This window comes from Ralstonia sp. ASV6 (genome assembly GCF_016429285.1).
Lineage (GTDB): Bacteria > Pseudomonadota > Gammaproteobacteria > Burkholderiales > Burkholderiaceae > Ralstonia > Ralstonia flaminis.
In genome coordinates this window covers 1-20,249 of sequence record NZ_JAELUI010000049.1, presented here as the reverse complement: position 1 = coordinate 20,249, position 20,249 = coordinate 1, and the positions used below count along the sequence as shown (strand labels likewise).

Genomic DNA, 20,249 nt, shown 5'->3' with positions numbered 1-20,249 from the left:
ACGGCTAGTATCTCCTGCCGTCTGAATGGGCTATGTTTGATGTCATCTCGGCCCTTCTGGTGACATGTGTGGTGGAGCAAGACAGCCCTTTCTCAAAGGCGTCGCGCAGGCGCCTGTTGCTATCGCGTTCCACACCGGCCGAGCTGATGGCGGGCGGGTTGGCCATTCTGCTGCTGGCTGCGTCAGTTACCTGGCTTGCCATGGCACTCCAGGCGCGGGACGCACCGTTTGTATTGTTGGCCCTGGCAAGCATTGCCGCTGTTCTGGCACTTGTCTTCTATTGGCTGCGACTTCGCGCGTTGCGCGCAGCGGTCGCGAAGGATCTCACCGATCTGGAGAAGAGTGAGGCCCGGTTGGCGGGCATCATCCGCTCCTCCATGGAGGCGATCATCTCGGTGGACGATACCCAGCGCATCGTTCTGTTCAATCCCATGGCGGAAACCCTGTTCGGATGCCCGGCAAAACATGCTGTCGGCCGCCCGCTGTCTGACTTCATGCCCGAGCGGTTTCGTGGTGCACACGAGGCGCATGTGCGGCGCTTTGGCGTGACTGGCGTATCAGAGCGCCAGATGGGCAAGCAGCGCCCGTTGTTCGCTCTGCACGCCGACGGCCGTGAATTCCCCATCGAAGCCTCGATCTCGCAGATTGAGGTGAATGGAGGCAAGCTTTTCACCGTGATGCTGCGCGACACCACGGAGCGCGTGCGAGCGGAAGCGGCGCTGCGGCGCTCGCAAGAAGAACTCCAGCATCTATCGGACAGCATTCTGGCGTCGCGAGAAGAAGAACGGCGTCGCATCGCACGTGAACTGCACGATGACCTTGGGCAGCGCCTGAGTGCGCTCAAGATGGATATTTCGCTGCTGGCAGCGGATCTGCAGGCCGGGGCAAGTGACAGGGCGTTGGTCTCGCAGACAGAGGCCATGCAGCGCGTGATTGACGAGACCATCGCAGCGGTCCGGCAGATTTCTGCCGATCTTCGCCCGCCGTTGCTAGATGAACTGGGGCTGGTGCCCGCCATCGAATGGATTGCCAAGAACTTTCGCCAGCGCTTTGGACTGATCGTCAACGTACACGCTCAGGAGACGCGGCTGCAGGAGCATGCGGCAATCTCGGTGTTTCGGATTGTGCAGGAGGCCCTCAATAACGTGGTGCGCCATGCTGACGCTACCCGTGTTGATATCGAATTTGCGCGGCAGGATGACATGCTCGAACTCTCAATCCAGGACAACGGCCGTGGCTGGAGCGGGGGGCCACCCGCATCGGGTGAGCGCAAACCGCTGGGGCTGCTGGGCATACGCGAGCGTGCTCGGCAACTGGGCGGTCAGGCTTCCATCACGCATACACCCAACAACGGCTTTCGATTGAGCGTGCGCTTTCCTGCCTTCCATGAGGTGACCGAGGAGATTGGACCATGATCCGCGTGATGATTGCCGATGACCACGCTGTCATGCGCGACGGCGTACGCCATATCCTGGAGCGCGCCGGTGATTTCGATGTCGCCTGCGAAGCGTCCGACGGGACCCAGGTGCTGCAGCTTGTGCGTGAGCACCAGCCGCAGGTGATCGTGCTCGATCTATCAATGCCGGGGCGTAGCGGCCTGGATCTGCTGCGTCAACTGCACGACGATCATCCGACGGTGCGTGTGCTGGTGCTGACCATGCATGCCGAAGAACAGTATGTGGCGCGCGCTTTCCGTGCTGGGGCAGCTGCCTATCTGACCAAGGAAAGCGCCGCAACCGAACTGGTGACCGCGCTGCAAAAGGTGGCACGTGGCGGCACGTATGTCAGCCCGGCCATGGCCGAAAAGCTTGCGCACAGCCTGGGCGAAGCCAGTGATGAGGCTGCGCACACCCGCCTGTCCGACCGGGAGATGGAGGTCTACCGCCGGCTGGTACGCGGGGAACCGCTGACCGAGATTGCCGCCAGCCTGTGTGTCAGCGCCAAGACCATCAGCACCTACAAGATGCGGCTGATGGACAAGCTGCAGGTGTCCAGCGAGGCGGCACTCGTGCGCTATGCGATACGCCATCGTTTGTTCTCGGACGACGACACCCTGTAACCCATCCGCGCGCAAGATGTGCGCCGCCTTTGCGGCACATCAAAGGCCAGCACTCGTGACTCGCTATCGTTGAGGCACATGCATCGGCACCCGATGGCTTGGCACGCGGCCCATTGCAGGTCATTCACACGTCGCCCCAAGGCCTGACCAGTACCGCCGTGCATGACCACGGGGGTCATGTGCCAGCCATTCTCAAACTCGCCTACAAGCTCTTGGTCAATGACAAGGCCAAGCTGAGCGGCTTGCTGGTGGGTATCACCTTTGCCGTGTTTCTGATGATCGAGATGACCTCCCTATTTGCGGGGGTGCTGAACCGGTCGTCATCTGCGGTGTACAACATCGGCGCCCGCATGTGGGTCATGGACCCGGCCGTCAATACCGTCGCCAACACCATCGGCATGCCGGACTACGTGCTCGATGCGGTGCGCAGCATTGATGGCGTGAAGTTTGCCGTGCCACTGTATTCAGGCGGCGGGCTTGTGCGTCTGCCCAGCGGAACGTATCAGCCCGTTACCGTAGTCGGCATCGACGATACCACCCTGTTCGGGCGGCCGCGCATGCTTAGCGGCCGTATCGAAGACATCTACGGCGAGAACGGCTTCATCGTCATTCAGGATGCCGAGTTCGGCAAACTTGAGAACCCCCACATCGGCTCCGAGTTCGAGATCAATGATCATCGCGGTGTGATCGTGGGGGTTGGGGAAGTGGTGACCAGCGGGCTGTTTGGCGTGCCCACGCTGTACACCACGTATAGCCGTGCCCTGCAGTATCTGCCGAGTACGCGCTACACGATGTCGTACATCCTGATCGAGCCCAAGAGCGAGGCGGATATCGCCGCTATCGAGCGAGCGGTTGACAAGCTCGGGTATCGCGCCCTGACCAAGGAAGAGTTCATCGGCCGGATCTCGCACTTTTATACCTACCAGACAGGGTTGGGCACCAACATCCTGTTGATGACGGTGATCAGCTTCATCGTTGGGTTGTCGATCTCGGGGCAGACCTTCTACACGTTCATCCTGGAAAACCTCGAGCGGTTTGGCGCCCTCAAGGCGATCGGGGCCAAGGGGCATGAACTGGTGTCGATGATCGTGTTCCAGGCCACCTTCGTGGCGCTGGTGGGCTACGGGCTCGGGATCGGCCTATGTGCGGGATCCATTGCGCTGGCACGGCTGCGCATTCCGGACTACGCCGCCATGATCACGTTCGCCAACTTGGTACTGGCACTGGCCATGGTGATCGTCATCGCTGCCATCTCGGGCTACATCGGCGTGCGCAAGGTGCTGCGCATCGAGCCCTTCGACATCTTCCGGGGGTAACTGTGGCCAACACCGCCATTGCAGCGCAGGCGCTCGACAAGTGGTTTGGCGAAGGCGAGGCGCGCACGCGCGCGCTCATGCAGGTCAGCTTCGAGGCCTACTTCAATGAGATGTTGTTCATCGTTGGGCCATCGGGCAGCGGCAAGACCACGCTGCTGAGTGTGATCTCCGGCATCCTGCGCCCGGACGGCGGCCACGCGGTGGTCGACGGCGTCGATATCTGGAGCCTGGGAGCCGACGCGCTGGCCGATTTCCGCCTTGCCAGGATCGGCTTCGTTTTTCAGGACTATCACCTGTTCCCGCGCCTGACCACGGTGGAGAACGTTGCCATTCCGCTCATTCTGCGGCGTGTGGTGTGGGACGAAGCGCTTGAGCAGGCCATGCATTACCTGGATGTGGTTGGCCTGAAGAACCGGGCGCAGTTACCACCCGTCAAATTGAGCGGCGGCGAGCAGCAGCGGGTGGCCATTGCGCGCGCCATCGTCACCCAGCCAGACATCTTGATCCTCGACGAGCCGACGGCCTCGCTCGATGGTGATACGGGCCGCTCGATCATGCAGTTCGTCAAGACGGAGATCATGAACGAGCACCGCTGCATCGTCATCGTGACGCACGATGCGCGCATTCTGGACATGGCCAGCCGCATTCTCAATATGGAAGACGGCCACCTGAACCGCATTGAACGGGGAGACGCGCGATGAAGATCCGCTGGCTATTGGTGCTCTCGGTGATTGGCCTGTTGATCGGTATCGGGGCAGCCATCTACTACGCGCAGCAGAGCCCGCCGCTGCCACCGGTCTTTCAGGCGGCCGCCAATCCGTATGCCACGGGCATCTACGCCAATGGGATCATCGAAAGCGATCAGCAAAGCGGTGCCAATCTGAACCTGTACTCCGAGGTGTCGGGCACCGTGGCACGCATTCTTGTGCAAGAAGGACAGGCGGTAAAACGGGGCGATGCGCTGATCCAGGTTGAAGATTCTGTCCAACGCGCCCTGACGGCGCAGCAGCAATCGCAGGCGGACGCATTGGATGCCCAGTTGAATGCGCTGCTGGCGCAGCCTCGCAAAGAGACGCTGGAAGTCACGCGCGCGCAGGTGACGGCGGCAGATGCAAGCCTGCGCACGGTGCAGGACCAACTGGACAAGCTGGAAGCCGCCGCTCGGCTCAACCCGAAGGCCGTCAGCCGAGATGCGATGGACAACGCTGCCAATGCCGTGCGCGTGGCTCATGGCAACCTGATCGTCGCACAGCGCCAATATGAACTGACGCGCGCGGGCGCGTGGAGCTATGACATCCGCTCCATGCAGAAGCAGCGCGACGCCTTGCAGAAGGGGGCGGCGGCGGCGGCGGCCCTGCTCGACAAGTACACCGTGCGAGCGCCCGCCGATGGCATTGTGATGTCGGTCAATACCTCGCCCGGCGCGTATGTATCGCCCCAGGGCACCTACGATGCCTATACGCGAGGATATGTTCCGCTGGTGATGATGAGCTCAGGCCAGAGCCAACTGGCCGTGCGGGTGTACGTAGACGAGATTCTGGTGCACCGGCTGCCATCCAACACGGTGAAGGCACGCATGTTCTTCCGGGGCACTGACGTGAGCGTGCCGCTGGAGTTTGTGCGCGTGCAACCTTATGTCTCGCCCAAGGTGGAGCTGTCCGACCAGCGCTCCGAGCGGGTTGATGTGCGCGTGCTGCCTTTGCTCTTCCGGTTCAAGCAGCCGGACAAGCTTGTGGTCTATCCAGGCCAGCTGGTCGATGTCTACCTGCAAGGAGCATCGTGATGAAGGCCGCATGCAAGGTGGCGTGCCTGGCCGCCGTTGCGATGGCCGCCAGTGGTTGCGCCGTGGGGCCGGATTTCCGAGAACCTTCGGCGCCAGACGTTGACCGGTACCTTCATGCCGGCGACCCTGCCGCCACCATGCTGGCGGATGGCGTTGCACAACGGTTTGCCCTGGCACCTGTGTCTGCCAACTGGTGGCGCGCATTTGGCAGCCCCGCGCTGGACACGGTCATGGAGACCGCCATGAAGGCCAACCCGACCCTGCAACAGGCAGAAGCCAACCTGCGCGCGGCGCAAGACCTGTTGCGCGCCGGCGCCGGCGTGTTCTACCCGCAGGCGACGGCATCGGCGGACCTATCGCGCCAGGCTGTCGTGCCGGCTCGGCTTGGCGAGGCCGGGGCGCCAAGCCTCTTCACGCTGTGGTCGCTTGGTCCATCGATTAGTTACGCGCTCGATGTGTTCGGCGGTAGCCGTCGGGCCGTGGAGGCGCTGGCGGCACAGGCTGAAGGCCAGCGCTATGCCGTTGCCGCTGCCTATCTCACCCTGACTGGCAACCTGGTCAATGCGGTCATTGCGCGCGCAGCGTATGCCGCACAGATCGACACCACGCGCCGCCTGATTGCCGTGGTGCGTGAGCAGGTGGATATTGCGCACGCCCAGGTTGATGCCGGGGTGATGGCGCATTCCAGCGAGCTCAGCCTGGTCGCTCAACTGGCAGCGTTGGAAGCCTCACTGCCACCACTGGAGCAGAAGCGAGATCTAGCGGCGCATCTCGAAGCCGCACTGACTGGCCGGTTTCCAGCACAGGCGGATACCGCAGACGTGGGGCTGGGCAGTTTGGCGTTACCGGCTGATTTGCCTCGCCTTGTGCCCTCCGAACTGGTGCGGCAGCGGCCGGATGTTCTGGCCGCCCAAGCAAGACTGCATCAGGCCAGCGCCGAGGTGGGTGTTGCCACGGCAGCCATGCTGCCGAGCTTGACCCTCACTGCGGACTACGCCCGTATGAGCAACCGTGGCGCCGATCTGTTTGGTGCGCAGGCCGGAGCATGGAGCATCGGGGCCAGCCTTGTCGCGCCGTTGTTCGAGGGCGGCAGTCTCTACTACCGGCGCGGCGCGGCGCAGCAGGCCTTGCAGGCTGCGGATGCGGACTACCGCCAAGTGGTGCTCGCGTCTTTCGAACAGGTGGCGGATGTACTGCGTGCGCTTGAACACGATGCAATTCAACTTGACGCGCAATTGCGCGAGCAGGCGGCCGCAAGCGCCGCACTGGATGAGATCAATGCCGATTACCGCGCAGGTGTGGCGAGCTATCTGCAAGTGCTGAGTGCCGACCTGCAGTATCAACAGGCGGTGCTTGGCAGTGAGCAGGTGCGCGCGCAGCGGTTGCAGGACACCGTGGCGCTGTTCCTGGCCCTGGGCGGAGGCTGGCGCGATAGCAAACCGGCCGGAGGCGCAGGGCCATCGGCCTGAGCCTCGTGTTATGCCTTGCCTACCAAGAGGGGCGGATGAATCACCTGCCGGGATCATCCGCCTGGTGTGTTCTCATCGTGCCGGGAAGCATGCAGGGCTGCGCACACTTGAGCATCCTCGATTTGAGGAAAATCGCCGTAGTACATACCGACCGCGCGAAAGCCAAGTGGGGCGTAGAGGCAGACAATCTCGTCGGCCAGCGGGCGAATATCTTCCAGGCTGTCCGGGGCCGCTACCGGCACGGCACAGACCAGCCACTTGGGTTGGAACTGCCGCACAGCATGCAGCGCGGCCTTCATGGAGGCGCCCGTCGCCAGACCATCGTCCACCACGATCACGACACGTCCCTTGGCGTCGTACGGACTGCGCCGTGGTGTGTAGAGCGCGCGCCTGCGTGAGATGACGTCCATCTGCACGGCCTTTTCCTGCTCCAGATAGGTGGCGTCTGCACCGGCATGTGCCGCATACGGTGCAACATACGTCCAGCCATTTTCTGCAACAGCACCCACGGCAAATTCGGGGTCGAAAGGCGCGGCGATCTTACGGACGAGAATGACATCCAGCTCGCCGTCCAGCGCCGTTGCAATGAGCTGGCCCATGGGTACAGCACCTCGCGGTATCGCGAGCACCAGCGGATGACTGCCCCGGTATTTTTCGAGCGCAACCGCAAGGAGGCGCCCCGCGTCCAACCTGTCCTTGAACCGCACGGCTTACCTCGCGTACTGATGGTGTGGTTGCTCTCCGCTGAGATAGCGCACAAACCAGGCGCGCGCCAGCGCGGCCACGTGCTCAAGCGCACCGGGCTCCTCAAACAGGTGCGTGGCGTGTGGCACGGTCTCCAGGGCTTTCTCGCATCGCATCAGGCTCAGTGCCTGCCTGTTGAGATCCAGGACGTCCGGGTCTGCGGTGCCGACAATCAGCAGGGTGGGGGATGCAAGCTGCTCCAGCGCAAGCGGGCCCGCAAGATCCGGGCGCCCGCCGCGGCTGACCACGGCATTGATCCGGAACAGGTCGTCAGGCAGCGCCGCCGCTTGAATGGCTGCAGCAGCACCTGTACTGGCGCCAAAGTACCCAAGGCGCAGCTTGCGCTTGCGGGCAATGTCGCCAACCGCGTGTGTGGCGGTACGCAGGCGCTGTGCAAGCAGGCCGATATCGAAGCGGCATGCGGCGTGTGCGGCCTCGTCGGCGGTCAGCAGATCGAAGAGCAGCGTGCCCAGCTTCGCCGCGTTGAGCTGATCGGCGACAAACCGGTTGCGCGGGCTCCATTGCGAGCTGCCGCTTCCATGCGCAAAGATCACCAGGCCGGTTGCGTTGTCGGGGCACGTCAGATGCCCTTCCAGCAACGCGCCGTCCGCAACGATGCTGATGCGCTGGGAGGGGGTTTCAGCGTTCATGCGATGGGTTGCCTGACACGGGTGGCCAACGGTCTTAGACGCTGAGCGGCGGCTCAACGCTGCCGGTCATTTCGCGCTCGCGCTCATTGCGCACCAGGCGTGCAATCAGGCTCCACTCGGAGGCCATCGCGCTCAGGACGTCGTCCAGAGACAGCAGGCCAACCAACGCGCCGTCGGAGGTCACACCCACGCGCCGGACTCCGGCGGACAGCATCTCCTGCAATGCATCGCTCAGGCTGGTATCCGGCGTGACGCTGATCACGCCTTCGCTCATCACATCCGCCACGCAGGTCTGGGTTGGATGCAGGCCCACCGCAACGGCGTCAAGCACGATGTCTCGGTCGGTGACGACGCCGATGGCGCGCGGGCCGCCGGGTGTATTTTCCGTCACCACCAGTGCGCCGACGTGCTTCTGGCGCATCTGCCGTGCCGCTTCCTGCAGCGTGCAGGAAAGCGGGATGTGTACGGCGTTGTGTGAGCAGACGTCTTGAACTCGCATGGCGGCTCCTGCTTGTGGTGGTCAGGCGGCTTGCGGGCTCGCTGTCTTCTCTACGACCGTTCGCGGCATCACTTTCTTCTTGGCTTCGGAATCTGGCGCGCCCACCAAGTTGAAACTATCGAAGAATGTCCGAAGTGAATCTGCGGATGCTTGGAACATCTGCGCCGAGGACGTTTGTCCTTGCGCATGCTGCACCTGGTCGGTCCAGTCGGTCAGTTGGCGCAGATACGCTGCCTGCAGGTTGTTCACGAAGTCGACCCACGATTTCAGGGCGTTGGCACTGTGGCTTGACTGCATTTTCATGAAAATGCTTTGCGTCGCTGCCAAAGAGGTCCAGTCATGGGCGCTACCCAACTCATGCTCCAGTTCGTGCATGTCTTCCAATGCGGCTTCGGCGATCTTCAGGCGCAAGCGGGAGATCTCAATCTGCGCTTCGATTAGAAATTCAGCGGTGCGCCCCATGTCGCGCATTGCAGCACCGACGAGGTTGCAGGCCATATCTGAGGGTTGTTGCATTGTGTTCTCCGTTTGAGCTTGCCGGCAGGTTGGATTCCCGCCGGACGATGGTTCTGTTTGCAGCGTAGGCACTTTGCGCAGATGTGGATTGATATGGCGCAAGTCTGTGGATGCGCGAATCAGAGGGCGAGACCAGCCCGTCGTTTCGCGACAGTTACCTGCCCACGCGAGCAAATGCAGATACATGTGAGGACACGGGAACACGTTGCTGTTGCTGCTGATGCACACCATCAGCAAGCGAAGATTCCGCGTGGTGTGGCCTCAATGCCTTGACCTCACTCAACGAGGAGCGTTGCCGGCTCACTATGCTTGAGACTGCCTGCAGTCCTCACCTCAAGCTGTGGCTTCGGGAGGATGTCGAATCAATCAGGCGTCTTGGGTTCTTCTTGGGAGCAAGAGATGAACAGAAAATTCGTGATGGCACTGCTCGTCGCTGCGGCCGCCGCGTTGGCTTCGGCCCATGCGGAGACGAAGCCGGATTCGCCCTCCAGCGATGGGGCGCAAGCCCACAAGATTGACCCCTACACAAATGGTGCCAAACAAGCCAAGCGAGACCCCTACACGCAGGGCGCGAGGCAGGGCAAGTACGACCCGTACACAGAAGGGGCCAGGCGCGGCAAGTTCGATCCATACACGGAAGGGGCGAAGCAAGACAAACGCGGGCACACGGAAACGCGAGATCCCGATACCGGCGGAGCAAATTCGAACCGATAGCAGCGCCGCGACCGCCGAGGTCACCGTGGCTGCATCCGTCAAACCTGGTGGCCCCGGGCGATGACGCCGCTTGGAGACGCAATGACCCGCATGCGTGCGACGTAGGGAAGCCGCGGGCGTGTGTTGCTTGGAATCACGTAGGATCGCTCTTCCATAGTCAACGGCTGTTGCGTGGTCATCTGGGCATCCAGTACAGAAAGATCGGCTTCAGAGGCGTCCTGGCCTGCTTGCATTCTTGCGCGGATGCGCGCACGCAGGACCTCCGGTTCGGCAGTACAATCCACGATGGCGAAGGGCACACCAAGACGCCTTGCCAACGTAAAGAACCGGGTGCGCTGGCTCTCTGCCAGGAACGTGGCATCGGCAATCATGGGAAAGCCGGCCTGCACACCAATCTTGCAGATGGCCCCCAGCCGACGATAGGTGTGATCGATGGCGTGTGGCGCGTACCGATCGACTGCGTTGGTGCAGATACCGCGGCGACGTTCCGCATCGGAACGCACGCGGATCATGCACTCCGCTTCCATCAACTGCGCAGCCTGGGTCGATTTTCCGCTGCCTGACAGGCCGTGCATGAGGATGAAGCAACCGTCGTTACGGCAGAGCAGGTCGTGCGACAGCGCAAGCAACCGGTGTCCTTCGTCCCGGTGTGGTGCTGCCAGTGCTGGCGCGCTCTCCAGTTGATGGGCCCGTTCCAGCAGCACGCGGGCGCGTACCAATGCCCGCATGGCTGCATAGAACGGCAAGACCGCGAGCCCGCCGTAGTCTCCGCAACGTTCGAGGTAGCGGTTGATCAGGCGGTAAGCCAGGCTGGCAAGGCCTGACGCGACAAGATCCATGAACAGGAATGCAGCATCGTGCATGGTGTCAATCCAGCGCAGCGGCGCGGAAAACTCCAGGCAGTCGAACGGTGTGGGTTTGCCCTCGACCAAGACGATGTTGCCAAGATGGAGATCACCATGGCATTCGCGAATATGTCCCGTGCGCCGGCGTGACGCAAAGGTCTTGTCGAGCCGTTCTGCATGCTGGCGCAGCAACGATAGGGTCGCCGATGTTCGTTGTGCATCCGTGCTCAACGCGGCGACTCCGGTCGCGCAGTCCTCAAGGGTGCGCCGAATGCGTGCCGGGGTTCCGAAATCGGTGCTCGCGTCTGCAACAGGTGCTACGCTGTGAAAATCTGCGATGAGGTCGGCCAGTGAGTCGATGGTTTCGTGCCCAAGCCGATGGGTGTGCGCCATCTCGCTCAGCACATCGCGCTGGTGGAAGCGGCGCATGCGCACTGCGTATTCGAAGGGCTCGCCGTGTCCGTTCACGTGTACGGTACCGCTCACCGCGTCGCGCACGATCGGCACCACGCCAAGGTAGAGGTCTGGCGCGAGCTGGCGGTTGAGCCGCCATTCCTCGTCGCAGTCGGTGCGGCGGGCGGCGAGGGACGCGAAGTTGACGAAGTCGAGCGTGACGGGCTTGCGCACCTTGTACGCAAACTCCCCCGCCAGGAATACCCATGACAGATGGGTTTCGATCATCCGCAGATCGGTTGCCGGGTGCGCATACGCGCGCGCATCGAGCATGCACGCGGGCAGTGCTTCGGCAAGGTGACCGGCCGGGGTCGGGCTGGGTTGTTCGGCCATGCGCATGTGTCGCCTCCTGCAAGCCAATATCGGTCAACCCAGGTTTTGTGTGCCTGATGCAGATCAATGGTCGGGCGGAGCGGTTGCCTAGCATGGAATCTCTACTCCAAGGAATGATCTCCATGAAAGCACTGGTCTATGACGGCCCCGGCAAGATCTCACTGGCGGACAAGCCGAAGCCCGAGTTGCAGGCGCCTAGCGACGCCGTGGTCCGCGTGACGTTGACGACGATCTGCGGGACCGATCTGCACATCATCAAGGGTGATGTTCCCACCTGCCAACCCGGGCGCACGTTAGGGCATGAAGGTGTTGGGGTGGTCGAGTCCGTCGGCGCCGCTGTGACGTCGCTCAAGCCGGGCGACCATGTGTTGATCTCGTGTATTTCCTCATGCGGCAAATGTGCGAACTGCCGACGCGGCATGTACTCACATTGCGAGACGGGCGGCTGGATCCTGGGGAATCGCATCGATGGCGTGCAGGCAGAGTACGTCCGGATACCGCATGCAGAAACCAGCCTCTACAAGCTGCCGCCGGGCATCGACGAAGAGGCGCTGGTCATGCTGTCAGACATCTTCCCGACAGGCTTCGAGTGTGGCGTCCTGAACGGCCGCGTACAGCCGGGAAGCACCGTGGCGATTGTCGGCGCCGGACCCATTGGGTTGGCCTCGCTGCTGACTGCCCAGTTTTACTCGCCTGCCCAGATCATCCTGATCGATACCAACGCCGCCCGCTTGGAGGTGGCGAGCCGGCTGGGCGCCAGTGCGTGCGTCAACGTCACCAGCGAGGATGCAGTTACCGCCGTCAGGAAGCTGACGGATGGCGTGGGTGTGGATTGCGCGATCGAGGCGGTGGGAGTGCCTGCCACGTTCGAGCTGTGCCAGGACCTGGTTGCGCCGGGCGGCGTGATTGCCAATATCGGCGTGCACGGCGTGAAGGCGGATCTGCATCTGGAGACACTGTGGAGCCAGAACATCGCCATCACCACGCGGCTGGTCGATACGGTAAGCACGCCGATGCTGCTGAAAACGGTGCGCGCGGGCAAGCTTCAACCGGGGCAACTCATTACACACCGGTTCAAGCTCAACGACATCCTTTCCGCCTACGATACCTTCCGCAACGCAGGGGAATCGCATGCACTCAAGGTCATCATCGCTACCTAGACCACCCATGCAGGGCACGGCGAGTGAGGGGCGCACACCATCGATCCGGTTGGGGCGCCGCGCGTGGGTCGAGTCCGACGCTTGGCCGTAGTGGCCGTGGCATCGCTGGGCAGTGCCTGCAAGCGCGTGCGGGCACTCCTGAACGCGGACTGACCCGTACGCGCCGTGCTCAGGGAGGCCATTGCCATGGTGGGCGAGATACGGATTGCGCCAGAGGTCTTGCCTCCCGTCTGCGCCGCCGTGCTGGCGGACCGCTATCTCGCACCTGGCGAGACGACGCGCGAGCACGTTTTCAGACGGGTTGCCCATGCATTGGCGGCGGCAGAAGCGCCCGATCGACGTGCGCACTTTGCGCGCCTGTTCTACGCCAACATGTTGCATGGTGCTATCGGGGCGGGGCGCATCATGGCGAATGCCGGCGTGGCCAGGCAGGCTACGATGGTGAACTGCTTTGTGCACCCGATTGTGGGCCCCGGTGTGCAGATCGCGGCGGCCAGCGACATTGAGCGGGCATTGTCGCAGGCACAGGTCACGCTGCGCATGGGCGGCGGCGTAGGCTACGACTTCTCACCCGTGGCCCCACGCGCTGCGCTGCAAGCGCAGGCTGGCACCGGCAGCGTGAGCGAGGTCATCGAGCGCTTCGATCATGCTTGCAAGTCGCTTGCACTGTCCAACACGCGCGGCGGTGCACAGATGGCCGTGCTGCGTTGCGACCATCCCGACCTTGCCTTGTTCGTCCGTGCCAAACGTGAGCGCAAGCGCTGGACGACCTTCAACATATCGGTTGCCGTGACAGACGCCTTCATGCAGGCCGTTGCCGACGATGCGTTATGGCCGCTGCAACATCGTGCCGAGCCCGATGCGATAGCGCGGGCGGCTGGCGCACACCCGCTTGGCAACGGAAACTGGTGCTACGCGACACTGCCCGCACGGCAGCTTTGGCGCGAGATTGTCGAGGCCGCACATCACAGTGCGGAGCCTGGGCTTCTGTTCATCGACACCATCAACGCAGCCAACGACCTTGCCGAGGTCGAAACCATCGTCGCGACCAATCCTTGTGGTGAACAGCCCCTGCCGCCGTGGGGCAGTTGTGTGCTGGGCCCGATCGATCTGTCCCGTTGGGTCGAGTGCCCGTTTGGAGTGGGCGGGCAACCGATGTTCGACTTTGTCGGGCTGAGCCGGTCGGTGCAGGTACAGGTGAGGATGCTCGACAACGCGATCGACATCACGCGCTGGCCGCTGCCCGAGCACATGCATGAGGCACACGCCAAGCGCAGGGTCGGTGTGGGCGTGACGGGTCTGGCCGACGCGCTGACGATGATGCGCCTACCGTACGACGCGCCGCACGCGCGCCACCTTACAACCCAGATTGGACAGTGCTTGCGCGACAACGCTTACGCAGCGTCTGCAGCACTGGCGCAGGAACGCGGGCCGTATCCGCTGTTCCGGGCCGAGCGCAGCCTTGCGCCGGGGCATTTCGTCGCCGCCTTGCCCAACGCCGTGCGCGACGCGATTGCCCGGCACGGATTGCGCAATAGTCATCTGCTGTCGCTGGCGCCCACCGGTAGCGTGAGCCTGGCTTTTGGCGGTAACTGTTCCAGCGGGATCGAACCGGCCTTTGATTGGACGTATGAGCGGCGCGTGCGCGTTCAGCATGGCCCGCCGCTGCGTTACCGTATCGAGAACCACGCTTATCGATACTTCCGGGCCGTGCATGGCGGCCATGCTGCGTTGCCCGACTACTTCGTCACCGCAAGACAGGTCGACGGTATGGACCACCTACGCATGGTCGCTGCGCTGCAGCCGTTCATTGACGCTTCGATCTCTAAGACGGTGCTTGTTGCGGGTGGGGTGTCGCCCGCCGAGGTGGGGGCGTTGCTATTTCAGGCGTGGCAGTTGCGTCTCAAGGGCATCACGATCTTCCGGCCGGATCCAGCATTGGATGAAGTGCTGTCTATGCTGCCGGTAGCCGAAGGCCGGCCCGCATGTTTCTGCTGAGCACATCGAGCCCATTTTTTCCATGAGATGCAGGGTCACCAGCGTTCCGGTTGATGCCCATCAACATTCAACGGCGCTGGCTGGCTACGCTCGAATCAGTTGGGCGATGTCTCCCGACCCTTCCGCGTTCTTGAGGTCAATGCCATGAGCGAAGCGATGCTTCTTTCCTACGAACCGGTGCGCGCTGAACCGCCCAAGCCGACTGCAAACACCGCACCTGCTGCCATTGCACTGCCACCGCCGCACCTGGGTGGCGGCGCGGTGCTGATGGCCGCGCTGGCCCAGCGCAAAAGCGTGCGCGCGTTTGCGCAGACCCCGCTTTCGCTCCAGCAGCTCAGTGAGCTGCTATGGGCGGCGGACGGCATCAACCGCCCCGAGACAGGGGGACACACCGCGCCGTCCGCACACGGCCTGAACGAGATCGACATCTACGTTGCATTGCCCGAGGGCGTCTATCGCTATGAAGCGGAGCCGCATCGGCTGCGACTCAAGCACGCCGTGGATGCACGCAACCTGACGGGCTATCAGGACTTTGTGGGTGCGGCGCCCCTGGATCTGGTTTACGTGGTCAACCACGCACGCGCCGACCAGATGCCGCCATCGCAGCGCGAGACCTTCTCTGGCGTTGCCGCAGGTGCCATCTCGCAGAACGTATCGCTGTACTGCGCTTCGGCCGGGCTGGCGTGCGTGGTGCGCGGGTGGCTCAACCACCGACTGTTGGCCGAGGCCCTGTCACTCAATGAAGATGAGATGCCGGTGCTGGCGCAGACGGTGGGGCACCCGGTTTCTGCATAAGGTTGGCAAATGAACTGGGCCACACTCTTTCTCCCACGGTGCTGCCTGACTGCGCTGCTACTTGCGAGTCAGGCTGTCATCGCGGCTGAACCCGGCATCGGTGCGACACCGGAGGTTCGATTTCAGAACGAGATCGCCTATATCTCGGGCGGTATCGGGCGCGACGAGCGTGACGCCATGCACGCGATGGCCGGCCGGTTCAACGTCCGGTTGAACGTGGTGTCGGCAAGGAATGGTGAGGCGTTGTCCGACATCGACGTCTCCGTGGTTGACGAGCACGGGAAGCCACGGCTTCACCTGCTCATGCCTGGCCCGCTGCTGTACATGAAGCTTCCGCACGGGCGCTACCAATTGACGGCAGCGTATGGGCGGGCCGTGCGTACTGTTCTGCTGCGCGCGGGAGCGCAACCGGTTGACATGGTTGTTTCATTGCCTGCGGAGACTGAGCAGGAAGAGTGGCTCCTGTGCAAGAGGGGATGTGCTCAGCGCGGAGCCCGCGCGCCTTCCGGGCGATAGGTGTTGGCCCCCCCGGGGCGCAACCGGCTGGCGCTGCGCAAACAACCCATACACACAGACGAGGTTGGCATGACAACAGACCGTATCGCGCTCATCACCGGAGGCATGGGCGGCTTGGGCGAGGCTATCGCCGTCCGCCTGCACGCACACGGGCACCGGGTGGTGGTCACCCATTCGTTGGGGAATGCGCATGTGGCTGCGTGGCTTGCGGAGCAGCAGGCTCATGGCCGTGCGTTCCAGGCATTCGCCGTGGATGTGGCCGACTACGAGGCCTGCCAACGATGCGCGGCAGAAGTGGTGACAAAGGTCGGCCCGGTCGACATCCTGGTGAACAACGCCGGCATTACGCAGGATGTGACTTTCAAGCGCATGACGCTTGAGGCCTGGCGGAATGTCCTGGCAACCGATCTGGATTCGGTCTTCAACATGACCAAGCCGCTGTATGACGGCATGATTGCGCGCGGATGGGGCCGCGTCATCAATATCTCGTCGGTCAATGGATCAAAAGGCGCGTTTGGTCAGACGAACTATTCCGCGGCCAAGGCCGGGATACACGGTTTTACCAAGGCGCTGGCGCTGGAGTGCGCGGCCAAGGGTGTGACCGTCAACACGGTATCGCCAGGCTACCTTGCCACGCGCATGACGCGGGATATTCCGGAAGACGTCATGCAGCAGCGCATTCTTCCTCAGATCCCGCTGGGCCGTCTCGGGCGGCCGGAAGAGGTGGCCGCCCTGGTGGCATTTCTGTGTACCGAAGACGCCGCCTACTTGACCGGAGCCAACCTCGCAGTCAACGGTGGCCTGCACATGCAGTAGCGCTGCCGGGCGCCCGATAGGCTTGAGCGACAGCGCTCCAGCATGGATTACGCCTCCTCTGTCCGGCAGCTCGGCTGACCTGCGTGCGGCCGGTGTTTCTGCTCGGTGTCTACCAGCATGCGTTCTATGTGCGTGAAAGCCTCGTCAAGCGCAAGGTAGGCGTCCTCGTTCGAGGTCTTGCTGGAAATGTGCGTCTGGTGCGGCGTGGTGACAATGACATGGACATCGATGGGTTTGCCCTGGTGCTGATGCTTCGCGCCCAGGGTCAGGCTGACGCGGCAGCGGGTGATGTCATGACGAATGTGGGCTAGGCGATGGGCCCGCTTGACCACGGCGTCTTCCACCGATTTGGAGTGGGGCACACCTTGAAACGAGATATCGATCGGCAGGGACACAGTTGGACTCCATGAAGCAAGGAAAAAGGCGAGGATGCGAAGCACACTGGGGTGCCCGACGTGTTGCTTGAAGCACCGCAAACGCGGCCACCAGTCAGACCATTCTCAATGGCTTGCGCCTTGAACTGTTGACCGGGATCAACTCGCCAACGGTTCGATCCGATCCGTTGCTGCGGGTGCACACGCCGTCAGTCCAGATCCAGCTGCGGGTAGTCGGACAGCACGCTGGCCCGCGATCGACAGGCGCGTAATGGGTCGTCGGGCCCGAGCCACGAGGCACGCACGTTTACGCAGACTTCCCGGAACTGCGCGGTGGTCACCCCAATCCGGTTGGCTGCTGCTGCCCAGTGTGAAAAGACTCTTGCATGCACCTGCAGGTAGGCCTGGCGAACCACGGGGTGCCGCGGGAACATGCCGTCGGCTGTCGGAAATTCCGGGCACCTGAGATACAGGTTGAACCAGAAGAGCACTGCGTATGCCCGAAGAATCTCATCCGTTGATTCGCAGCATGTGGGGTCGAAGGCCACGCGCGGGAATGGACAAGGCGTCGTGCAGAAACGTGCCTGATTCATGGCGGCATTCCTCCAGGCTATCCAGCGTGAAACCGTTGCGCGTATGCGGGTTGCGGTGGCGGGCTGCCCGCCGACTCCACCGTAATCATCTGGTCGAGCCCGCAGATGCCGGGTAGCGCCAACAGGGCGGCTTTCAGGCCCGCGAGCGGACGGGCATCCTGACTGTGTCCTGCCAAGCGAACACGCCCGCGTACCACGCTCACGGTCAGGTATTCCGCCAGGGCGGGAACAAACCAGCTCGCGGCGGTTTTCGCAAGTACGGCGATGGCGCTATCGGCCAATAGGGGACCGCGGGCGGCATGCACCGTCGGCGTGATGGGATACGCCGACACGCTTTCGCTGGCGCGTTGAACCGAGGCTGCGGCATCGGGCTCAGGATCGGCGGAGGGAGCGGTGTTCATGAGCGGCGCATCGTCACGAGTGGAGCCTTCCTTGAATCTAAGGGATGCGTGAAGCGTGCATTTGACCGAGAGCAAGGCGTGATCCATTGGCTGAAAATGCGAAGAGTGTGGCGGCTACATGGTCCCTTTCAGCAGTGCGAGCAGCGCGTTCAGCGGGCGGGTGTTGAGCACGTCAGCCTGTTCGAGCCATCCTCGACGCGCCTGTGTGACGCCAAACGACAGGTTGGCGAGGTCGGCTGGGCTGTGGGCGTCCGAGACAATGCTCACCAATACGCCCGTGGCTTTTGCCAGGCGGCATCCATAGTCGGATAAGTCAAGGCGAGCGGGTTGCGCGTTGGCCTCAACGTAGCAGCCACGTTCCGCAATCGCTTTCAACACCCGTTTGAGATCCACGTTGCAGGCGTTGCGTTCGCCGATCAGGCGGCCCAGGGGATGCGCCAGGATGCTGAAATGCGGGTGGTCGATCGCGCGGAGGATGCGGGTGGTCTGCTTCTCCATCGGCAAGATGAAATGGCTGTGAACGGCGCCAATGACGAGATCCAGACGCCCCAGCACCGCGTCGGGCAGATCCAGCGATCCATCTTCGAGAATGTCGACCTCGACGCCCTTGAGCAACACCGGCCACCCTTCGTGTTCGGCGTTGAAACGATCGATTGCATCGGCCTGCGCGGCCAGGCGTTCTGCTGTCAACCCATGGGTGACGGCTATGCGTGGCGAGTGGTCGGTAATCGCCAGGTACTGAAGGCCTCGTCGGCGTGCCTGTTCTGCCATCGCTTCCAGGCTGGCGGTTCCATCGCTGGCGGTCGTGTGGACATGAAGGTCTCCCTTGACGTCGCGCTCTTCCACGAGGGTCGGCAGCATGCCTTTGCGTGCGGCCTCGAGTTCGCCCTGGTCCTCACGGAGTTCGGGGCAGATCCACGGCAGACCGACGGCGCGATAGACCGACGCTTCGGTGTGCCCGGCGATACGTTCGCTGTCTCGAAACACGCCGTACTCGTTGATCTTCAGGCCCTGCGCCTGCGCGATCTTGCGCAGCGCGATGTTGTGGGGCTTCGAGCCCGTGAAATACACCAGCGCCGCCCCAAAAGCGGCCGGTTTCACAACCCGCAGATCGATCTGCATGCCGTTCTTGAGCACGACGCTGGCGCGGGTTGTACCAGCGGAAATCCGGCTGGCCACCTCTCGGTACTGGACAAAGTACTCGATAACCAACGCGGCGTTCCGGGCCGTTACCAGCAAGTCCAGGTCGCCGACGGTATCGAGACCTCGGCGGTAACTTCCCGCGACGACAAGCTGCTCCACCGTGCCGCTTGCCTGCAGGTAGCGTGTCAAGGCTTCGGCGCACGGCTTGGCGACGACAAGACCGTAACGGCGATGACGCTCCAGGCGTGCGCTGACGGCCTGCAACAAGCGCTGTTCGCTCTGAGTGCCAAAGCCGTGCAGTGCTCGAATTTGATGGGTGGTCGCCGCCTTGGCCAAGTCATCCAGCGTGGTAATCCCCAGTTCGTGCTGCAGCATGCGGGCCCGCTTCGGGCCGAGCCCCGGCAACTGAAGGAGTTGGACCATGGACTGCGGGACCTCTCCACGTACCCGGACGAGCATGGAGCAGGTTCCTGTTTCAACAATTTCCCGCATCTTTGCCGCGAGGTCGGTGCCGATACCCGGCAGCTCGGTCAAGTCCGCGCCGCGCGCCAGCATGACATCCACACCTTCGGCCATTCCATCGATGACGCGTGCGGCGTTGCGGTAGGCGCGCACCCTGAACGGGTTGGCGTCTTCAACCTCAAGAAGGTCAGCGATCTCGTTGAAGACCGTCGCGATCGTTTGGTTCACCTGATGTTGAGCTGGAACCGTCTGCAGCATGGGAGAGCCTCAACTTTGCGGAACTGATAGGCAGCGCACGGATGTCTCATCGTTTCATTGATTCGTGAATCCGGGTTGCGCGAGATCAACCCTGCAGATGCAGGCCCCCGTATCGTGATCACAGATCAAAGGGGGTTCCATGGTCCAGTTGCTCATCGTTGCCAACGTGGTCGTGTTTCTCGCAGAGATCTTTGCTGGAGATGCGCTGATCCGCACCTTCGCGTTGTGGCCGCTGGTGGCGTCGGCGGGTGATGGCAATGGCGTGTTCATGCCTTGGCAGCCGCTGACCTACGCTTTCCTCCACGCAAATGGCGCCCATCTTGTGCTCAACATGTTCGGTCTCTACATGTTC

General features: G+C 62.7%; 22 protein-coding genes. 13 read left to right on the top strand and 9 right to left on the bottom strand.

The window, feature by feature from the left end; all coding sequences use genetic code 11:
- Positions 1-32 precede the first annotated feature (32 nt).
- The 6 genes from JHD73_RS12000 to JHD73_RS11975 all read left to right on the top strand — a co-directional run bounded on the left by JHD73_RS12000 (position 33) and on the right by JHD73_RS11975 (position 6,627).
- Positions 33-1,415, top strand: a complete 1,383-nt coding sequence (locus JHD73_RS12000; RefSeq protein ID WP_199030498.1) for a PAS domain-containing sensor histidine kinase — start codon at positions 33-35, stop codon at positions 1,413-1,415.
- Positions 1,412-2,059, top strand: coding sequence for a response regulator transcription factor (locus JHD73_RS11995; protein WP_199030497.1), 648 nt, complete (start codon positions 1,412-1,414; stop codon positions 2,057-2,059). The genes JHD73_RS12000 and JHD73_RS11995 overlap by 4 nt, the downstream gene beginning before the upstream one ends.
- Before the next feature lie 179 nt (positions 2,060-2,238).
- Positions 2,239-3,375: an ABC transporter permease gene (locus JHD73_RS11990; protein ID WP_199030496.1), complete on the top strand. Its 1,137-nt coding sequence runs from the start codon at positions 2,239-2,241 to the stop codon at positions 3,373-3,375.
- Between the two features lie 2 nt (positions 3,376-3,377).
- On the top strand, positions 3,378-4,076 hold the full coding sequence (locus tag JHD73_RS11985) for an ABC transporter ATP-binding protein (RefSeq protein WP_199030495.1): 699 nt from the start codon (positions 3,378-3,380) through the stop codon (positions 4,074-4,076).
- Positions 4,073-5,158: an HlyD family secretion protein gene (locus JHD73_RS11980; RefSeq protein ID WP_199030494.1), complete on the top strand. Its 1,086-nt coding sequence runs from the start codon at positions 4,073-4,075 to the stop codon at positions 5,156-5,158. Before JHD73_RS11985 ends, JHD73_RS11980 begins: the two co-directional genes overlap by 4 nt.
- A complete protein-coding gene (locus tag JHD73_RS11975) occupies positions 5,158-6,627 on the top strand; it encodes an efflux transporter outer membrane subunit (protein ID WP_199030493.1) in 1,470 nt (489 codons plus the stop codon). Before JHD73_RS11980 ends, JHD73_RS11975 begins: the two co-directional genes overlap by 1 nt.
- 53 nt (positions 6,628-6,680) lie before the next feature.
- Here JHD73_RS11975 and JHD73_RS11970 read toward each other — a convergent pair whose 3' ends face one another.
- Genes JHD73_RS11970 through JHD73_RS11955 form a run of 4 tightly spaced genes read right to left on the bottom strand, consistent with a single transcriptional unit; the run spans position 6,681 to position 9,036 of the window.
- Positions 6,681-7,334, bottom strand: a complete 654-nt coding sequence (locus JHD73_RS11970) for a phosphoribosyltransferase family protein (protein WP_199030492.1) — start codon at positions 7,332-7,334, stop codon at positions 6,681-6,683.
- 3 nt (positions 7,335-7,337) lie between these two features.
- The gene (locus JHD73_RS11965) at positions 7,338-8,021 is read right to left on the bottom strand and encodes a dienelactone hydrolase family protein (protein ID WP_199030491.1); all 684 of its coding nucleotides are present in this window, start codon (positions 8,019-8,021) and stop codon (positions 7,338-7,340) included.
- A gap of 34 nt (positions 8,022-8,055) precedes the next feature.
- Positions 8,056-8,520, bottom strand: a complete 465-nt coding sequence (locus JHD73_RS11960) for a cyclic nucleotide-binding/CBS domain-containing protein (protein ID WP_199030490.1) — start codon at positions 8,518-8,520, stop codon at positions 8,056-8,058.
- A 21-nt stretch (positions 8,521-8,541) separates the two neighbouring features.
- Positions 8,542-9,036: a hypothetical protein gene (locus JHD73_RS11955; protein WP_199030489.1), complete on the bottom strand. Its 495-nt coding sequence runs from the start codon at positions 9,034-9,036 to the stop codon at positions 8,542-8,544.
- A gap of 417 nt (positions 9,037-9,453) precedes the next feature.
- On the opposite strand from JHD73_RS11955, the gene JHD73_RS11950 reads away from it, so the two are divergent.
- Positions 9,454-9,750 (top strand): hypothetical protein, encoded by a 297-nt coding sequence (locus JHD73_RS11950; protein ID WP_233176911.1) that lies wholly within the window; start codon positions 9,454-9,456, stop codon positions 9,748-9,750.
- Between the two features lie 38 nt (positions 9,751-9,788).
- On the opposite strand, the gene JHD73_RS11945 is transcribed toward JHD73_RS11950, so the two are convergent.
- Complete coding sequence (locus JHD73_RS11945; protein WP_199030517.1) at positions 9,789-11,321, bottom strand: bifunctional aminoglycoside phosphotransferase/ATP-binding protein; 1,533 nt, start codon at positions 11,319-11,321, stop codon at positions 9,789-9,791.
- Positions 11,322-11,503: 182 nt separating this feature from the next.
- On the opposite strand from JHD73_RS11945, the gene JHD73_RS11940 reads away from it, so the two are divergent.
- The 5 genes from JHD73_RS11940 (at position 11,504) to phbB (ending at position 16,666) form a co-directional block, all read left to right on the top strand.
- Positions 11,504-12,541, top strand: coding sequence for a zinc-dependent alcohol dehydrogenase family protein (locus JHD73_RS11940; protein WP_199030488.1), 1,038 nt, complete (start codon positions 11,504-11,506; stop codon positions 12,539-12,541).
- A 186-nt stretch (positions 12,542-12,727) separates the two neighbouring features.
- Positions 12,728-14,539: an adenosylcobalamin-dependent ribonucleoside-diphosphate reductase gene (locus JHD73_RS11935; protein ID WP_199030487.1), complete on the top strand. Its 1,812-nt coding sequence runs from the start codon at positions 12,728-12,730 to the stop codon at positions 14,537-14,539.
- Between the two features lie 144 nt (positions 14,540-14,683).
- The gene (locus tag JHD73_RS11930; RefSeq protein WP_199030486.1) at positions 14,684-15,334 is read left to right on the top strand and encodes a nitroreductase family protein; all 651 of its coding nucleotides are present in this window, start codon (positions 14,684-14,686) and stop codon (positions 15,332-15,334) included.
- Between the two features lie 9 nt (positions 15,335-15,343).
- Complete coding sequence (locus tag JHD73_RS11925; protein ID WP_199030485.1) at positions 15,344-15,850, top strand: hypothetical protein; 507 nt, start codon at positions 15,344-15,346, stop codon at positions 15,848-15,850.
- A gap of 69 nt (positions 15,851-15,919) precedes the next feature.
- The gene (phbB, locus tag JHD73_RS11920) at positions 15,920-16,666 is read left to right on the top strand and encodes an acetoacetyl-CoA reductase (protein ID WP_199030484.1); all 747 of its coding nucleotides are present in this window, start codon (positions 15,920-15,922) and stop codon (positions 16,664-16,666) included.
- Between the two features lie 47 nt (positions 16,667-16,713).
- Here the strand turns inward: phbB and JHD73_RS11915 are convergent, their stop codons facing one another.
- From JHD73_RS11915 to polX, 4 genes are all read right to left on the bottom strand, one after another.
- Positions 16,714-17,061, bottom strand: coding sequence for an HPF/RaiA family ribosome-associated protein (locus JHD73_RS11915; protein WP_199030483.1), 348 nt, complete (start codon positions 17,059-17,061; stop codon positions 16,714-16,716).
- A gap of 188 nt (positions 17,062-17,249) precedes the next feature.
- Positions 17,250-17,633 carry a hypothetical protein gene (locus JHD73_RS11910; RefSeq protein WP_199030482.1) on the bottom strand — a complete coding sequence of 128 codons (384 nt, stop codon included), beginning with the start codon at positions 17,631-17,633 and terminating at the stop codon, positions 17,250-17,252.
- Positions 17,634-17,650: 17 nt separating this feature from the next.
- Positions 17,651-18,034 carry a hypothetical protein gene (locus tag JHD73_RS11905; RefSeq protein WP_199030481.1) on the bottom strand — a complete coding sequence of 128 codons (384 nt, stop codon included), beginning with the start codon at positions 18,032-18,034 and terminating at the stop codon, positions 17,651-17,653.
- A 114-nt stretch (positions 18,035-18,148) separates the two neighbouring features.
- Positions 18,149-19,897 carry a DNA polymerase/3'-5' exonuclease PolX gene (gene polX, locus JHD73_RS11900; RefSeq protein WP_199030480.1) on the bottom strand — a complete coding sequence of 583 codons (1,749 nt, stop codon included), beginning with the start codon at positions 19,895-19,897 and terminating at the stop codon, positions 18,149-18,151.
- A gap of 139 nt (positions 19,898-20,036) precedes the next feature.
- On the opposite strand from polX, the gene JHD73_RS11895 reads away from it, so the two are divergent.
- Positions 20,037-20,249 (top strand): rhomboid family intramembrane serine protease (locus JHD73_RS11895; protein ID WP_199030479.1); only part of this gene is annotated, 213 nt, incomplete at its 3' end.

What these genes read in the sequence shown, in the direction of transcription:
- JHD73_RS11980 (WP_199030494.1), top strand. Translation starts at nt 4,073, where the DNA reads ATGAAGATCCGCTGGCTATTGGTGCTCTCGGTGATTGGCCTGTTGATC.
- JHD73_RS11930 (WP_199030486.1), top strand. Translation starts at nt 14,684, where the DNA reads ATGAGCGAAGCGATGCTTCTTTCCTACGAACCGGTGCGCGCTGAACCG.
- JHD73_RS11950 (WP_233176911.1), top strand. Translation starts at nt 9,454, where the DNA reads ATGGCACTGCTCGTCGCTGCGGCCGCCGCGTTGGCTTCGGCCCATGCG.
- JHD73_RS11940 (WP_199030488.1), top strand. Translation starts at nt 11,504, where the DNA reads ATGAAAGCACTGGTCTATGACGGCCCCGGCAAGATCTCACTGGCGGAC.
- JHD73_RS11995 (WP_199030497.1), top strand. Translation starts at nt 1,412, where the DNA reads ATGATCCGCGTGATGATTGCCGATGACCACGCTGTCATGCGCGACGGC.
- JHD73_RS11925 (WP_199030485.1), top strand. Translation starts at nt 15,344, where the DNA reads ATGAACTGGGCCACACTCTTTCTCCCACGGTGCTGCCTGACTGCGCTG.
- JHD73_RS12000 (WP_199030498.1), top strand. Translation starts at nt 33, where the DNA reads ATGTTTGATGTCATCTCGGCCCTTCTGGTGACATGTGTGGTGGAGCAA.
- polX (WP_199030480.1), bottom strand. Translation starts at nt 19,897, where the DNA reads ATGCTGCAGACGGTTCCAGCTCAACATCAGGTGAACCAAACGATCGCG.
- JHD73_RS11905 (WP_199030481.1), bottom strand. Translation starts at nt 18,034, where the DNA reads ATGAACACCGCTCCCTCCGCCGATCCTGAGCCCGATGCCGCAGCCTCG.
- JHD73_RS11960 (WP_199030490.1), bottom strand. Translation starts at nt 8,520, where the DNA reads ATGCGAGTTCAAGACGTCTGCTCACACAACGCCGTACACATCCCGCTT.
- JHD73_RS11945 (WP_199030517.1), bottom strand. Translation starts at nt 11,321, where the DNA reads ATGCTCGATGCGCGCGCGTATGCGCACCCGGCAACCGATCTGCGGATG.
- JHD73_RS11975 (WP_199030493.1), top strand. Translation starts at nt 5,158, where the DNA reads ATGAAGGCCGCATGCAAGGTGGCGTGCCTGGCCGCCGTTGCGATGGCC.
- JHD73_RS11965 (WP_199030491.1), bottom strand. Translation starts at nt 8,021, where the DNA reads ATGAACGCTGAAACCCCCTCCCAGCGCATCAGCATCGTTGCGGACGGC.
- JHD73_RS11935 (WP_199030487.1), top strand. Translation starts at nt 12,728, where the DNA reads ATGGTGGGCGAGATACGGATTGCGCCAGAGGTCTTGCCTCCCGTCTGC.
- JHD73_RS11955 (WP_199030489.1), bottom strand. Translation starts at nt 9,036, where the DNA reads ATGCAACAACCCTCAGATATGGCCTGCAACCTCGTCGGTGCTGCAATG.
- JHD73_RS11910 (WP_199030482.1), bottom strand. Translation starts at nt 17,633, where the DNA reads ATGAATCAGGCACGTTTCTGCACGACGCCTTGTCCATTCCCGCGCGTG.
- phbB (WP_199030484.1), top strand. Translation starts at nt 15,920, where the DNA reads ATGACAACAGACCGTATCGCGCTCATCACCGGAGGCATGGGCGGCTTG.